At 32.3% G+C, this 16,514-nt stretch carries 13 protein-coding genes; 10 read left to right on the top strand and 3 right to left on the bottom strand.

The genetic code is table 11. The annotated features are described in order from the left end of the window. The first annotated feature begins 119 nt into the window (after nucleotides 1-119). From ERL59_RS10340 to ERL59_RS10360, 5 genes are all read left to right on the top strand, one after another. Nucleotides 120-1,490, top strand: a complete 1,371-nt coding sequence (locus tag ERL59_RS10340; RefSeq protein WP_160646129.1) for a sugar phosphate nucleotidyltransferase — start codon at nucleotides 120-122, stop codon at nucleotides 1,488-1,490. 129 nt (nucleotides 1,491-1,619) lie between these two features. Next, a complete protein-coding gene (locus tag ERL59_RS10345; protein ID WP_160646130.1) occupies nucleotides 1,620-2,786 on the top strand; it encodes a nucleotide sugar dehydrogenase in 1,167 nt (388 codons plus the stop codon). A gap of 215 nt (nucleotides 2,787-3,001) precedes the next feature. Continuing rightward, nucleotides 3,002-4,012: a hypothetical protein gene (locus ERL59_RS10350; protein WP_160646131.1), complete on the top strand. Its 1,011-nt coding sequence runs from the start codon at nucleotides 3,002-3,004 to the stop codon at nucleotides 4,010-4,012. A gap of 330 nt (nucleotides 4,013-4,342) precedes the next feature. Then, on the top strand, nucleotides 4,343-5,227 hold the full coding sequence (locus tag ERL59_RS10355) for a YihY/virulence factor BrkB family protein (protein ID WP_328699933.1): 885 nt from the start codon (nucleotides 4,343-4,345) through the stop codon (nucleotides 5,225-5,227). Nucleotides 5,228-5,318: 91 nt separating this feature from the next. Then, complete coding sequence (locus tag ERL59_RS10360) at nucleotides 5,319-9,161, top strand: S-layer homology domain-containing protein (protein WP_160646132.1); 3,843 nt, start codon at nucleotides 5,319-5,321, stop codon at nucleotides 9,159-9,161. An 88-nt stretch (nucleotides 9,162-9,249) separates the two neighbouring features. On the opposite strand, the gene ilvA is transcribed toward ERL59_RS10360, so the two are convergent. Continuing rightward, nucleotides 9,250-10,497, bottom strand: coding sequence for a threonine ammonia-lyase IlvA (ilvA, locus tag ERL59_RS10365; protein ID WP_160646133.1), 1,248 nt, complete (start codon nucleotides 10,495-10,497; stop codon nucleotides 9,250-9,252). A gap of 146 nt (nucleotides 10,498-10,643) precedes the next feature. After that, nucleotides 10,644-11,570, bottom strand: a complete 927-nt coding sequence (locus ERL59_RS10370; RefSeq protein WP_160646134.1) for a PD-(D/E)XK nuclease family protein — start codon at nucleotides 11,568-11,570, stop codon at nucleotides 10,644-10,646. Between the two features lie 302 nt (nucleotides 11,571-11,872). Between ERL59_RS10370 and ERL59_RS10375 the strand changes: the two genes are divergently transcribed. The 4 genes from ERL59_RS10375 (at nucleotide 11,873) to ERL59_RS10390 (ending at nucleotide 13,754) form a co-directional block, all read left to right on the top strand. Continuing rightward, nucleotides 11,873-12,313: a YtoQ family protein gene (locus ERL59_RS10375; RefSeq protein WP_160646135.1), complete on the top strand. Its 441-nt coding sequence runs from the start codon at nucleotides 11,873-11,875 to the stop codon at nucleotides 12,311-12,313. 189 nt (nucleotides 12,314-12,502) lie between these two features. Next, nucleotides 12,503-12,736, top strand: a complete 234-nt coding sequence (locus ERL59_RS10380; protein ID WP_160646136.1) for a hypothetical protein — start codon at nucleotides 12,503-12,505, stop codon at nucleotides 12,734-12,736. Between the two features lie 23 nt (nucleotides 12,737-12,759). Then, nucleotides 12,760-13,065: a hypothetical protein gene (locus ERL59_RS10385; protein ID WP_160646137.1), complete on the top strand. Its 306-nt coding sequence runs from the start codon at nucleotides 12,760-12,762 to the stop codon at nucleotides 13,063-13,065. Next, the gene (locus ERL59_RS10390; RefSeq protein WP_160646138.1) at nucleotides 13,062-13,754 is read left to right on the top strand and encodes a DUF421 domain-containing protein; all 693 of its coding nucleotides are present in this window, start codon (nucleotides 13,062-13,064) and stop codon (nucleotides 13,752-13,754) included. The genes ERL59_RS10385 and ERL59_RS10390 overlap by 4 nt, the downstream gene beginning before the upstream one ends. 375 nt (nucleotides 13,755-14,129) lie before the next feature. Here the strand turns inward: ERL59_RS10390 and ERL59_RS10395 are convergent, their stop codons facing one another. Beyond that, nucleotides 14,130-15,491, bottom strand: a complete 1,362-nt coding sequence (locus tag ERL59_RS10395) for an MATE family efflux transporter (protein WP_160646139.1) — start codon at nucleotides 15,489-15,491, stop codon at nucleotides 14,130-14,132. 91 nt (nucleotides 15,492-15,582) lie between these two features. On the opposite strand from ERL59_RS10395, the gene ERL59_RS10400 reads away from it, so the two are divergent. Next, nucleotides 15,583-16,467, top strand: coding sequence for a hypothetical protein (locus ERL59_RS10400; protein ID WP_160646140.1), 885 nt, complete (start codon nucleotides 15,583-15,585; stop codon nucleotides 16,465-16,467). The last annotated feature ends 47 nt before the right edge of the window (nucleotides 16,468-16,514 follow it).

A 16,514-nucleotide genomic window follows, 5' to 3' on the forward strand; every position in this document is an offset into this window, starting at 1 on the left:
TAAAATTATTTAACTATAAGTGTTAAAATTACGAATGAAACTTGAAAAATTATTTACAAAAAATATACATAATATTTATATAAAAAATATTATCCTATAAAAAAATGGGGGACTAAATAATGGAAATGATTTTATTGTCTGGTGGTTCCGGGAAGCGATTATGGCCACTATCTAATGACTCAAGGTCAAAGCAATTTTTAAAAGTTTTAGACAATAATGGAAATCTGGAATCTATGGTTCAAAGAGTTTGGAATCAGTTAGAAATGTTACAGTTAAATGAATCAACAGTAATTGCAACTAGTAAATCTCAAGTGGATATGATTCATAGTCAACTAGGTAATCATATTCCATTAATTATCGAACCAGAGCGTCGTGATACATTTCCTGCTATCGCATTAGCAGCTACCTATCTTTATTCTGTAAAAGAGAGTAGTTTAAATGAAATAATTGGAATATTACCAGTTGACCCTTATGTAGATATTAGCTTTTTTGAAAGAATAAAAGACTTAGAGATAGCATTGAGTAAATCTGAGGCAGATTTAGCATTGATGGGAGTTGACCCCACATTTCCTTCAGAGAAGTATGGTTATATAGTTCCGAAACAAAATAATGAGAATGATTATATTCAAGTAAGTCATTTTAAAGAAAAACCATCAGCAATAGAAGCAAAAGATTTAATGGATAAAAATGCTTTATGGAATTGTGGTGTGTTTGCTTTTAAACTAGAATATATCATCTCATTATTAGAGTCTAAGGGCTTACCAATTCGATATGAGGAGTTGGCGAAGCAGTATCACAATCTTGAAAAAATTAGCTTTGATTACGCAGTAGTTGAGAAGGCAGAAAAAATTGTTGCTCTCCCATACAGTGAAAGTTGGAAAGACCTTGGTACATGGAATACGTTAACAGAAGAAATGGGCACAAAGCAAATTGGAAAAGGTACTATCAGTGAGGATTCCACTAATACTCATTTAGTAAATGAGTTAGATATTCCAGTCACAGTTTTAGGTATAAAAGATGTGGTTGTTGCAGCAAGCCCAGATGGAATATTGGTAACTGATAAGGTAGCGAGTCCAAGAATTAAAGAGGTACTAAAAGGCTTTGAACAACGTCCGATGTATGAAGAAAGACGTTGGGGATGGTATAAGGTACTTGATCATACAAAGTTTGAAGAAGGAAATGAAGTCCTAACAAAGAGAATTTGTGTTAAAGCTGGAAAGAATTTAAGTTATCAGAAGCACTATGCAAGAAGTGAAGTTTGGACAATCATTAAAGGTGAAGGCGATTTTGCTTTAAATGATGAAATTCGCACAGTAAAACCAGGTGATGTTTTAGTCATTCCAGTTGAAGCAATGCATTGTATTAAGGCCACCACTGACTTGGAATTTATTGAAGTACAGACTGGTTCACAACTTATTGAAGAAGATATTGTTCGTATATATATGACATGGGAAGAAGTAGAGGAACATTGCAACTCTTTAGTGAAATAGGGAATAATAGATAGAGTATTATTTATTATTTAATGGGTTGAGTAATTAATTAAAATACCATGGATTTAATTCTTATGGAAGTATGGAAGTCTTAAAAGTATATGTAATATTGAGAAGGAGAAAGTTATTATGAAAATTACTATAGCTGGAACAGGTTATGTTGGTCTGTCAAACGCAGTCTTATTAGCCCAACATAATGAAGTAATTGCTTTAGATATTATTCAAGATAAAGTAGATATGATTAATAATAAAAAATCTCCTATAATAGATAATGAGATTGAAGAGTTTCTAGCAACAAAAGAATTAAACTTAACTGCTACAACGGATAATTATAAAGCATTTAAGGATGCCGAATATATAATCATATCTACACCTACCAATTATGATCCTAAAAAGAATTACTTTAATACTAGAACTATTGAAGCTGTTATTGCTAACGTTTTATCTATTAACCCAGTTGCAGTGATGATTATTAAATCTACTGTTCCGGTAGGCTATACAGAAGCAGTACGAGAAAAATTTGAGACAGAAAATATTATCTTTTCACCAGAGTTTCTACGAGAAGGAAAAGCTTTATATGATAATTTACACCCTTCAAGAATTATTGTTGGTGAACAGTCTGAAAGAGCTAAAGTTTTCGCAGATTTGTTAGTAGAGGGTGCACTTAAAGAAAATATTAACGTATTATTTACCAATTCAACAGAAGCTGAAGCTATTAAGTTATTTGCAAATACTTATCTAGCTATGAGAGTTGCTTTCTTCAATGAGCTAGACTCCTATGCAGAATTTAGAGGTTTAAATACTAAACAAATTATTGATGGAGTAGGTCTTGATCCACGAATAGGCGATCATTACAATAACCCTTCCTTTGGTTATGGTGGATATTGCTTACCTAAAGATACGAAGCAGCTACTTGCTAACTATGAAGATGTACCAAACAATATCATGAAAGCAATCGTTGATGCTAACAGAACAAGAAAAGATCATATTGCAGATATGATTATTAATAAAAACCCTAAGGTTGTAGGTATTTATAGACTCACTATGAAAATGTACTCTGATAATTTTAGGCAATCAGCGATACAAGGAGTAATGAAACGTATAAAGGCAAAAGGTATTGAAGTAGTAGTTTATGAGCCAACACTTGCTCAAGATGAATTTTATAATTCTAAAGTTATAAATAATTTTGAAGAATTTAAGAATATTAGTGATATTATTGTTGCAAATCGATTAAACGATGATCTAAAAAAAGTTGAAGATAAAGTGTATACTAGGGACTTATTTAGTAGGGATTAGGAGTTAGGAGATCTTGGTGGGTCTATTCAAAGTTAAGTCAAAGCATTAGGGTAATTAATTATTTTTTTTGTTTGGTAAAGTTAGTGGAATTAAGAAAAAGGAAACTTAAAACTTAGAATTTAATAAAATAGATCTTAAAATAAATAATGGACTTTTATACTTAAGTCAATCATGTATAATATAATCAAATCCCATACTAATAGGTGTGATCATTCATGAAAAAACGTTGGAAAAACCTAAAACCATGGAAACGTAGGACTATTATTACCGTTTCTTTTCTTTTAATAGTTCTATTAACTACAATTACCTGGATTTATATTGATCTTAAATCCAAAGATATAACAGACATCCAAGAGCGATTAGATGGTAGAGAACAAGTAAATACTTCTAGTTCTGAAGAAATAAACCCCAATTCATTACCTTCAAGTGTTGAAGGTCAACTGAAAAAGGCAGAAGAATTTGCAGATAAACCCATAGAAATGGGAGATGCACTAGATGTTACTTCTATCTTATTGAACTCTGGTTTAAGTTTAAAAGAAATGCAGTACTTAACGGGAGAGGTAAGAGAAGGACTATCTCCTGAGGAGTTAAAACATATAAGAGACACACTTTTAGCAAAGTTAACACAAGAAGAAATTGATGCTTTACGGCAAATAGCAAGATACTATGGCAGAACTTTAGATATACTGGATCCTAATGTTAAAATAAAGGGTTTGGAAGAAGAGACGACCACTGAATTATCTCAAAATCAGGAAATAGAAACAGAAGTAAGAGCTTCAGAATCTACTGAAGATCAAATTACCAGTCAAGAAAATGATGAAGAACCCCAGGAACAGGGTGTAGGTTCTAATATAATCCCAGTCACACAAGAAGTTGAACAGAAATATCTTAACCAAATAGAAACGCTACAACATACTTGTGATGCAAAGGCCAACGATCTAGCTGCTGAAATCAGCTCAGACATTGACAGTAAAACGGCTAATGGAGAACAAGTCACAGTTCAATATTTACAATCTACTTTTCTAGATAAATTAGTTCAAGCTGAGGAAAGTTGTGATACTCAGTTTGAAGACTTGATGACACAAGCAGAAAAAGAATTTGAAACAGAGGGATTTGATCCAACGACAATTGCACAATGGAGACAAACTTATCAGAATGTAAAAGATAATAAAAGTAATAGCCTATTAAATGAAATAGAGACACAAATACAGAACAGTGGAGATTAATTTTCCACTGTCTTCCTCTTTTCTCCTTTCCTAATTCCTCAGATATATTCAAAAACCAAAATTAGATAATATACCTTCTAAGGCAACGTCACCTCCAGGTATACTATCCATTATCCTACCATAAGTATAAATATAAAAATCGTCAACAATCCATTTTTGAACTGTGAACAGTATAAATGACTTAGGAAATGTTTGGAAAATAAAAGAATGATAGCTATATTTGATTAAATTAATGGATAAATCCAATACTAATAATAGATTAAATTCTTAAATTTCTATATTATAGTTTCAATAAGTTTTACAACTTCAATTTTATTCGGAGTGAAGAATGTGAAAATCAAACCATTTTTCAATGAAATGATATGCAGAATTCAAGACGATGAAGTAAACGCTATAGCTGCACAGTTAACGTATTATCAGATCTTATCGTTTTTTCCTTTCCTCATCTTTCTCATTACATTACTTTCATATACGACCATTACAAGCCAGGATGTACTAAAGGAGATCACGGAGCTCCTGCCTGATAATACAGATCAGACGATTATAAATTTGATTGCCGAAACGGTATCCAGCCGTAGTGAAACACTATTATCCTTAGGAGTAATTGCTACTATTTGGACAGCCTCTAGAGGGGTTATGGCCATTATTCGTGGGATTAATAAGGCTTATGATGAAGCAGAAAACAGACACTATGTTGTCGTTAGAGGGATTTCTATTTTATATACTTTGTATCTGGCTTTGGTACTATTGCTATTATTTATCATGCTTGTTTTTGGAGAAGTAATAGGTAGACAAGTGTTTAGTTTTTTTGATTTGCCACAATATTTTGGAATCGTATGGGGATGGTTGAAATATTTGATTCCGCTCTTTGTTATTTTCTTTGTATTTTTGTTTTTGTACCATAGTGCACCAAATCGAAAGTTAAAGTATAGACAGGTTTTACCTGGAGCCATTTTTACAACCATTGGTTTAATCGTGGTTTCACTTGTATTTTCAATTTATATAAATAACTTTGGTAATTTTTCAAAAACGTACGGAAGTATTGGAGGAGTGATTGGTTTACTCATTTGGATGTACTTAATTAATATAACAATCATCCTAGGTGGAGAGATTAATGCAGCTTTAACAAATTTACGTGAAGGAAGAAGAAGAGAGCATTGCAAACCATTTGGGTATTATTTGATTCTTCCTTTTAAGCACAAAAAGGAGAAATGAGGGCAACTTGGTATTATATACATGTTAATTAAAAATGTAGTTATAGTAAAATATGTACTGTATAACTAAAATAAAAGGTGGAGTTGACAACATGAGAAACAGGTATAGGTACATATTAGTATCGTTATTATCTTTTTTACTTATTTTTTCTTCATTGGTTCCTCTGGCTGTTGTTCAAGCTGAAAGGGAGATTGCTGAGATAGAATTAAGAGAGGCAGAATCTTTACATCAAGAATTCTCTAAAGAGGAACAAATGGTAGAAGAAAAACCTTCTGAAGATTATGATAAATTGTTTGAAGGTGAGACAGATAATATCCAAGAAATGGATAATATAAACCAAAAAGAAAACGAACTATTAGAAGAGTTTAACGAAGATGGTTTTGAAATAATAGGACCTGAAGGTTATGAGGTTTTAGATTTTTATAAGGGATCAATTTTAACTTCTGATTTTTCACAAGTTATTGATTTTTTGAGCGAACTAAAAGAATTTGATAAAAATGAAATTGATAATTCTATTACTGTAGATTTGGTTTTTCATTTAAGAGACAAAGAAGATCATAGAATTGTAGTATTTAATTACCAAGAGGAATTCGAGAGTTTGCATCAATTACATTCATTAGAACGAATAGAACTTTCCGGTAATGGAATGGAAATTTTACAAATAAATATTGATGAAGAACATCAAAATCAAGTTGTATATGTATCACCAAGATATGGTTTCTCTATCGTATATGATTCTATATTGATGGATTGGGAATATGGTTTTGTTGAGAATACTGCCGAAATATGGATACCTGATTCTTATGAAGTACTTAATATCAAGTATGCTGGAAAAATGTCAGAAACTGAAACATTCATTTTAACTAAAACAGTTGATTCAGATGAGGTCCTACAACCAATTACTTTTGATGATGCACTTAATGATGCAGTTGAATTAAATTTTCAAATATCAGATGATATAGAAATACATCAAGTGGGTATTAGAGATAACTTTAATAGAATAAAGGTAGGTAGTGATATACCTATTAATAAGTTTTTGGTAAGCCCAGGTTTAAAGCAAATCCTTTTAGGCGTTGTAAAGGGAGATCATCCAGGGAAACATTCGTGGAATTGGGATACGGAAACCTTAAATATTACATCAAATACAACTTTAACTTTAAAAAATGAAATAGAATCTAAGTTAGATATTCATGTTACAGATGAAGGCAATATTCAATCGTATGTTCAATTAAAAAGTGGAGATTTTAATCTTGTATATTTGAGCGATGGTTGGGATGAATCGTCAGATATTATAATTAATAAAATAGATGGAAATCCTGAATTAGTATTAAATACTTCAGTAGGATCTGTTTTAGGATACAACTTTCATGACTTAGAATTACCATCTGGTATTTATGAATATTTTGTTACTGTCCAACTACCAAATGAAACAATTGAAATGAATAAAACATTTACTGTCTTTAATCCTGTTCAATTACCTTTAGGTTATGATTATGAGAGGTTTGAATTAGGAAGAATTAAAAACGTATCAAATAATGAATATCAATACTTTCATTCTCTTGATAGACTTAAACAGATAGAATTACAAAAAGACGAGACCTATGTACTAGACTTAATTCTTAAAATAAAGAGAGAAAGTAGTGAAGATTCCCAAATCTTATATCATATTCAAAAAGCTTTGACTGGAGCAGAAGTTTTGTCCATTGAAGAAATTGATTTATCCTTCGATAATTTAAATGTATTGCAATTTGATACACTGGATGGATATGTAGATCACAAATTCAATTTCGAAATGGGAGAACTTCAATTTTCCCATGATTATAAAGTGAAAAATTCATTTGAACTGTGGCTACCTAATAATTTGAGTTCGTTACATGTATATTACGGTGGACTAAATTCTAATAATGAAGCATTTCAACTGTATAAAGAAGTAGAAATAAATAAAGGAAACACTCCAGTCACTTTTGATACTGAATTAGAAAACTCTATGAAAGTGACATATAAAAATGAAAATAGTGAGGATATAGAGTTATATAATAGGAGTGTTTTTGATGAAAAAGGAAGATTTCTTTTAAGCTTTCCTTCTACGCTACAGGTTACTCCAAGTGAATATAGCTTTGGTGCAACTATTTCTAATGGAACAGATATATATAATAAAATATGGACATGGAAATCAGATTTAATAAATATTAATTCACTAACGGAATTATTGTTTTCAGAAGAAGTAGCGCATGATCTAGAACTTTTCAAAGAAGGTAATAAACTAATGTCTGAATATTACTTGCAACGTGGTGATTTTAAATTTCAGGAAGCATTAGAATTATATGAAGTTAATTATATTAATGCAACCTTTACAATTTTAGATGAAAATAATAATAAATTATTTCAAGATAAAAATGAATTACTAAATGAAGGATTTATTCATAACTACGAAATCGATTTAGACGAGTTAAGTTTATCTCAAGGACATTATAATTTTGTTATATCCATTCCTATTTCAGATCAAGATCCAATTGAATTGTCAGAAACGTTTACAATTGAAGCTGATGAAGGGTCTGACAATGGTTCAGAAGGAAATGATGATAATAATGGATTAGATGGCGGAGGTTCTAACGACGGTGGTGGAGGTCCAAGCGGAGGAGGAGGTATAGCACTGCCCCCAGCAGATGATGAAGAAACCGAGTCAACTGAACAAGGAGAATCTGAAGAAGAATCAGACGAGCCTACGAGTGTATATGTTGATGTAGCTAAAGATGCAAAAACGGAAGAACAATCAGACGGTACTATCAAAACAACAGTTGAAGTAGAAGATAAAGACATAACCAAAGCATTAAAAAAAGCAAAAGAAGTAGATCAACTAGTTATTGATTTATCAACGGTTGAAACAGATACATTAGATATTCAGTTCAACTCTGAAAGTATTGAAGCAGTAACTGATAAGAATGATGAAGCCATTATAGAAATTGTGACAGATGAAGTTTCTTATCGACTTCCTGTAGAAGAAATAGATCTAGATGATACGGCTAAGGAATTAGGAGTATCTTCAGACGATTTAGAAATATCTATTCAAATCAATAAATTGAAAGATAGTAAATTAACTGAGGAAAAAAATGAATTAGATTTAGCATCAGACGTTTATGAATTTAATATAGAAGTAACTTCAGGAGAAGAATCAGTAGAAATAGAGTACTTTAGTCAATATGTTGAGCGTGTGATCATGGGTGATAAGAGATTTGATCCAAGTCTTTCGATTGCAGTTCGATTAAACGAAAATGGAACTTTTACTCCTGTTCCAACTATGTTTAATGGAAAAGAAGCCACTATTAAAAGTACTTCAAACAGTAAGTACGTAATTGTTAAAAATAATGTAAGCTTTGAAGATAGTAATGGCTGGTATCAAACAACGATAGAAAAATTAGCTAGTAAATATATTCTAAATGGTATTAGCGAAACTAAGTTTGCACCAAATGAAGTAACATCACGTTCACAATTAGCAGCGATGTTGGTTAGAAGTTTAGATTTGAAATCTAACAAAGACTATGCAAGTACTTTTACAGATGTAAAAGGAACTGAATGGTTTGTAGACGAGCTGAATGCCGCTGTGGAAGCAGGAATTGTGAAAGGTTATAATGATAACACTTTTAAACCAAACGATTTGATAACACGTGAACAAGCAGCCGCAATGATCTATCGAGCTATGGAATTAGTTCAGTTTGATGAATCAAAGTTAAATCAAAGTCTTATTGTAAAAGATAAATTTTCTGACTATGCAGAAATTAGTAACTGGGCTAAAGAAGAATTAGAAGTAATGGTACAGACAGGTATTATTGGCGGTAAAACAGAAAATACAATTGCACCATCAGCGCATGCAACAAGAGCAGAAGTGGCTGTGATGATTGCACGTTTCTTACAGTTTGTAGATTTTATGAATTAATAAAAATAAAAGAATATAAAAAAGCGTCCTTGCTAATAATTGCAAGGACGTTTTAATATGTACATTTAGACTAATTAAACAAATAACATTATATCAACAAATTAAACAACTTCTCATCTTTATTAATTTCAATATACTTAATGTCTTTTTCCGCTAAACGTCCAATAAGGGAATGATAATCCTCTCGATGTTTTAACTCAATACCTACAAGAGCAGGTCCATTTTCTCGATTATTCTTTTTCGTATATTCAAATTGAATAATGTCATCATCTTTCCCTAGTACATCATCTAGAAATTCTCTTAAAGCTCCTGATCTTTGAGGAAAATTAATAATAAAATAATGCCTTAAGCCTTCATAAATAAGGGATCGTTCTTTAATATCCTGCATGCGATCAATATCGTTATTTCCACCACTGATGACACAAACGACATTTTTTCCTTTGATTTCATCTTTATAAAAATCTAATGCCGTAATGGGTAATGCTCCAGCAGGTTCAATAACTATCGCATTATTGTTATACATTTGCAAAATGGTCGTACACGCTTTTCCTTCTGGGACGAGTACAATATCATCTAAAAGTTGTTTGCAAAGTTCAAATGTAAACTTTCCAACTTTTTGAACTGCAGCACCATCTACAAATTTGTTTATATGCTCAAGGGTAACGATTTGATCTTGTTCAATGGATCGTTTCATTGCAGGCGCGCCTTCAGGTTCAACACCAATGATTTTTGTGTCAGCACTCACACTTTTAATATAACTCCCTGTTCCTGCAGCTAATCCGCCCCCACCTATAGTCACAAATACATGGTCAATATTTTCTGAAGTTTGGTTCATAATTTCCATCCCAATTGTTCCTTGCCCAATAACCGTAAGGGGATCATCAAAAGGATGAATAAAGGCCATCTCTTTTTCATTACTAAATTGTATGGCTTTGGTGTAAGCATCATCATACGTATCACCTGTCATAATAACCTCAACGTACTCTTTACCAAATAATTTTACTTGTGAGATTTTTTGCTTTGGTGTCGTAGAAGGCATAAATATTTTACCTTGGATACCTAAACGGTTACAGGAATATGCCACTCCTTGCGCATGATTTCCGGCACTGGCACATACAACTCCTCGTTCAAGAACTTCTTTGGATAAACTTTGTATCGCAAGATAAGCCCCTCGTATCTTAAAAGAGCGAACGACCTGTAAATCCTCCCGTTTTAAATAAACATTACAGTCATACATCTGTGATAACAGTTCGTTATATTGTAGTGGGGTTGTTTCGATTACGGGATTTAGTACCCGACTAGCATGAATAATGTCCTGAATCTGAATGCTTTGCATGGTTTCCTCCTTATATATTTTGTATATCTAAAATAGTGAAATAATAATATTTTTAAAGCTTAATCAAAGAAACCGCAGGTGTTGTATTTTCCTACGGTCTACTACAACAGTTCATTTAAGTTAACTAATGATCAATATGAAGTACATTAGTTAGCAATCTCATCACAACTTTCCCTAAAATTACAGGCCCAACAGTTTCGTGTATTAGGGTTTGCTGTAAATTGCGAGATAGGTAGAGGTTTATTCATTTCAGGATCCTCTAAACATTTTTTCATTTGATCCATACTCTGTACAATGTCTATTTTAAGCTGTTTCAGCTCATTTTCATCGATTGTAATCTTAGCAGTTTTTCCAGATAATAAGTATTCTAACCTAATTTCCATCTGATCAAAAGGCACATTATATTTATCGTGTAAAAATAGTGCATATAACAAAAGTTGATTTTCATTTTCCTCAGATTCATTTCCTGTTTTCCAATCAACGATAATCCAGCGGTTTCGCTTTTTATATAAAAAGTCGAGTTTAACGTATATTTTCTGTCCGTTGATGAGAAAAGTGTTTAGTTCCTCTATTTCCATTATTTTTATATCTTCACTTAATAGATCTTGTATCGTTTCACTTTCAAAAAAATTAGCTATGCATAGTTTTATGCGCTCTTTAATTTGTTCTACTCTTTTTGGAGGAAGTTTATCTCCGTAGTACAATTCATGTAACATTTTCAGTTTTTTTGGTGCCATCTTCCACCTTGTGATATCTAGTGAATCTTTATATGCTTGATTCAGATGAAATCGAACATCTTCAGTAATCTCTTTTTGCTCAGGCATAGATTTTTCAAGTTGCCATTGTTTTAACGATGCCTCTGCCATGAGATGAACACCATCACCTAACATCATATAAAGATTCGTAATTTGCTTTAAGCGATATGCAGTACGCTGTTCTTCAGATGCCTCTCTTAACCAACCGTTATGTGAACCATAATAATGGTAGTAATATTTTCTTCTGCAATCTTTAAAAATTTGATCGCGGGATTGAGACCAAGACCATTCTGGATATGGACGAATTTCAAAAGCCATGATGATTGCTCCTTTCATGATCTTCATATTTCGACATACATTTATTAAATCCTTTAATCTAGTGAAGAATTCATAATTTAGAAGTTATTTTATTTAACGATCACAAAAAGTTTGAAATTTAACTTATGGTATACTAAGTTTGGATCACTTGGCAAGTAAAATTTTTCAAAAATAATTTTGCCATGTTCCTCAAGAGTGAAATAATTGTTCATGAAGATACATTCTTATAATTTCAATGATTTTTCAATTATTGGAATGGATATTCTAATATATTTTTATTTATTTTAAAGGAGGAATGAATGATGGAGCTTGTAGTTTATTTAGCAGGTCAAATTCATGATGATTGGAGAGAACAATTTAGAAACAAAATCAAAGAAAAAGGCTTTCCGATTCAAACGGTTGGACCACAGGAGAATCATGATCGATCAGACGAAATTGGAGAGTTAATTAAAGGAACACAACCGAATGCGATTTATCGAGATGAAGCGGCATCTCAAATGAACAACCTTAGGACAACTGTATTAATGAACAAAGCAGATGTAGTTGTTGCATTATTTGGTTCTAAATATAAACAGTGGAACACAGCGATGGATGCTGCCACAGCCATTCAAATGGGCAAACCTGTTATACTAGTTCGTTCAGAAGAATTCCATCATGCGTTAAAAGAACTGTCCAATAAATCGCAGGTAGTTGTGGAAACGTTGGATCAAGCTGTAGAGGCATTGGCTTACATATTGGAGTAGTATTGTTTAATGAAATATTAAATAGTGGAATTAGAAATAACTTTGCAGGGCTCTTGATATATGATCAAGAGCTCTTTGCTATTTGTATGAGTTAGAAATTCAATAAGTTTAGCCCTTAATTTTTAACATATGACTTATAAGAATTACCAAAAAGGGAAAACATAAAGGAATAAAAAGGAGGAGATTGTTATGAATGGTATGTATAGTACTTACATTAATATTGGATTGGTCCTAATCGTAATCATCGCTTTGGGCTCGTTAATTTATACATTTAGGTTAGCTCAGGAACAAAGAACTGAAGATCCAAGTGAAACAACTACTAGACATCCGGTTCTTTTAAATCCAGTTTTACTTAGTTATGTAATTATCACACTTTTAATACTAATTGGTGCATATTTCTTTTACATTTATGTACTTAAATAATACTGGAGAGGAGTTATCCCATTATGGAAAGAAAAAAATATTACGTTTCAGTGCAGGCAGGATCTATACTAGAAGAGCAAACGGCAGCTTCCTATGAGTTTGAGATATATGCATCAGATAAAGAGCTTACAGAGCTTGAAGAACTATTTAATTTTAGAGAAGATGCAGAACACACTACTTTTATAAGGTCGTTCATACCAGCAATGGCATATCATAATGATCAAGAAAATGATGACTATGATGAAGTGTTAGCTGGGATATATAAAAAAGTTCATGATTTAGGGACTGAGGAAACGAAAAGACAGATCGAAAGAATGAGGATTCTATGAATTATGTAGATATTAGTGTAGAGTTATTCATAGGATTTATCCTCCTTTTTTTAATGACCAAAATTTTAGGAAAAACATCCATTAATCAAGTTACTCCTTTTGAATTCATATCTGCATTAGTGTTAGGTGAACTTGTAGGGAATGCAATATATGATGAAGATATTGGTTTTGGATATATTTTATTTGCTGTTTTTGTTTGGGGTTTATTAATGTACATAGCTGAAATGTTAGAGATAAAATTTTTAAAACTTCGTGGTTTCTTAGAAGGGAACCCTTCCATAGTGATCCAAAATGGCATAATAGATCGAAATGAGCTAAGGAAAAATAAAATGAGTATCAATCAACTGCAAACTTTATTACGTCAAAAAGATACTTTTTCCGTACACGAAGTAGAATATGCTTTGTTAGAAGCAAACGGTACACTTTCAGTTCTAAAGAAATCATTATATTCAACTACTACACAACAAGACCTAGACATGCATCCACGCCCAACATTCCTATCCGTTACTTTTATTATCGACGGGGAAGTTTTGTTAGATAATTTAAAAGCAAGTGGCTTTGATGAAACTTGGTTGCAAAATGAATTGGTGAAAATAAACATTAAAAGAGTTGAAGATATTTTTTATGCAGAGTGGCAGCAGGATGAAGGTCTGTATGTAATACCAATGGTACAATCCACTGCGAAATGAGCGTCTATCCCATTTACTAGTAGGCCACTTTTACGTCTTAGCTATACTTTTACATTATTTGAGATATTGTAGTACTTATATGTAATACAGAACAAGGGATATGCTTTTGAAAGCGACTTTTGTGGTATGTACAAGTGGAGCGTTAAGAGTAAATCCCTTGTGTTCGGCATTTCTTTTCTCATTCCCCATATAAGGTGCTATTACTTTATCCATTTCTCATATAGTAAGCATACTTCTTAGAAAAATAACAAGAAGTTCTTCACTTGAAACACAGAACAATGGCAGCACTTATGTGAGTGTTTTTTACGGGGTATGCAAGTGGAAGGAATATAAGTACTACCATTATATTCATCTTTTTTTCTATTCTAAAAGTTTTTAGTGGCTTACAACACTACTTTTTTCTTTAAAAATGTCGATCTCTTTCCATTTTCCAAAAAAGTAATAAAGGGTAGCAAGTACACAGCTCACAACAAAACTTAATCCAATCCCAATGCCGATCCCTATTTCGCCCCAAATCGAAGAAAATACCAACGCAAGCGGATATCGTAAAACCCAAAATGAAATGATGTTCAGAATCAGAACTTGCATCATAGCACCTGAGGAACGAGTAATGCCATTTAATACAAAATTGATCCCGATAAATGGATAAAAGAAAGCAATGGTTTTTAAATAAGTAGTACCAAAAGCAACTGTTTCCCCATCATCTACAAACAATCTCACGAGAGACTCGGCACTTAAAAAAACAATGAGACTGATTAATAAAGTGAAAGAAACAATGAAATAAGTGCCTTTTTTTGCTATTTCACTCACTCGATCCCATCGATCTGCTCCAATATTTTGTCCTGCCATACTATTTACAACTGATCCTAACGTAAATGCAGGCAGTAAAATAATGTTTTCGATTCTTTGGGCAGCGCCAAAACCTGCTATAACATCTTTTCCAAATGAGTTGACAACACTTATCACAACAACTAAACCGCTAGATATAGCAATCATTTGAAGCCCACCAGGAATTCCTAATTTCAGTACAGTTTTTACTTCTCGTTTTTGTGGAAACTTCGGTATAGTAAATGGGACATTAGCTTTGTAAATCGAGTACCACAGTCCGTATAAAAAGGCGATTGCTTGAGAGATCACGGTAGCATAGGCTGCCCCTTCCATCCCCAAACCAAATCCATATATAAATAATGGATCAAGAAAAGTGTTCAATATAACAGCTAATAAAATAAATCTTATAGGCGTCCTGCTATCTCCTAAGGCTCTTAAAATGGTACCTATAAAGTTATAGCCAAATAAAAATATAATTCCTATAAAATTGATTTGTAGATAAGATTTAGCCAAAGGTAAAATTTCCTCTGGTGTGCCTAACCATTTCAGTAATATATTTGATAAGAAAAATCCAATAATACCGAATAAAATAGATAAAATACCTAAAATGACAACAAATGCATTAAGTGACTTTTTTAGTCCTTCTTCGTCATTTTTACCCTTTTGCTGAGATAAAATCGTTAAGGTTGAGCTATTGATCCCAATCATAAAAGAAAGGATGGAAAAAAAGATGGGTGCAGAGATAGCGAGCGCTCCAAGTGCTTCTGAACCAAGCAAGTTTCCGACCCAAAGACTGTCAATTAACTGATATGATGATTGTAATACATTCCCCAACAACACAGGTGTGGCAAAAAAAACCATCTTCTTTTGTATGCTTCCTTTTGTAAAGTCGAACTTTTCCTGACTCATTTATTTCTCCAATCCATACATTTTTTTTTGAGTTATGACACAACCTATCCATATACTATAACAAAATCTTATGAAGAATGGAGTAATGGATATGAAAAGAATTAGCTCTATTTTATTAGCGATAGTACTGTTTTTTGGTGTGATGAGCATAAGCTCTGCTCAAATATTAGATCCTGAAACAATGGCAAACCCACCTGAAAATCATGATCGCGGTGAAAAAGTAAAAGAAGAAAAAGTTGAGCCTGAGAAGAAAGAAGAAGTAAAACCTGAGGAAGAAGTAAAAGAAAAGAAGAAAGATCAAAAAGGTAAAGGTAATGTAAAACCTGAGGAAAAAGTAAAGGAAGAAAAGAAAGACAAAAAGGGTAAAGGAAATGTAAAACCTGAAGAAACAAAGAAAGAAAAGAAAGACAAAGCAAACATAAAGCCTGAAGAAACGAAGAAAGAAAAAAAAGGTAAAGAAAACATAAAACCTGAGGAAAAAGTCAAAGAAGAAAAGAAGGGCAAAGGTGACATAAAGCCTGAGGAAGAGAAGAAACTTAAGAAATTTAAGAAAGACATGAAACAAAGTGAAATGAATATGGAAAAAAAAAGCACACCTTCCATAGCGAATGAGCATAAAGAAGTTCTTTTAAAGCTCAATGAATTAAGAAAAAAAAGCCATGAATTACACATGCAAATCAATGATAAAAAATCTGAAGTCATTGATTTATGTATAAAGGGTGATCATGAAAAACAAGCCTTAAAAAAAGCTCGAAAACATTGGAAAAAAGCAAAAGGCGTACATGATCAAGTGCTTGAGATTCATGAAGAATTAATGGATGTTAAAAAAGAATTAATTAAAGCAAATCAAGAGCATGATATGGAAAAAGTCAAGGAACACTTAGAGAATACAGTCGCTTTAATGACAGAGTTGAATGAAAAATTAGCTGAAAAAGTTACACATTTGGATTCGATGATTGAAGCATTACAAGGTTAATATTGAAAAAAGAGGGAGAGATTATGTAAACTGGCACCCATGTCAAG

This window comes from Chengkuizengella marina, assembly GCF_009910845.1.
GTDB lineage: Bacteria > Bacillota > Bacilli > Paenibacillales > KCTC-33759 > Chengkuizengella > Chengkuizengella marina.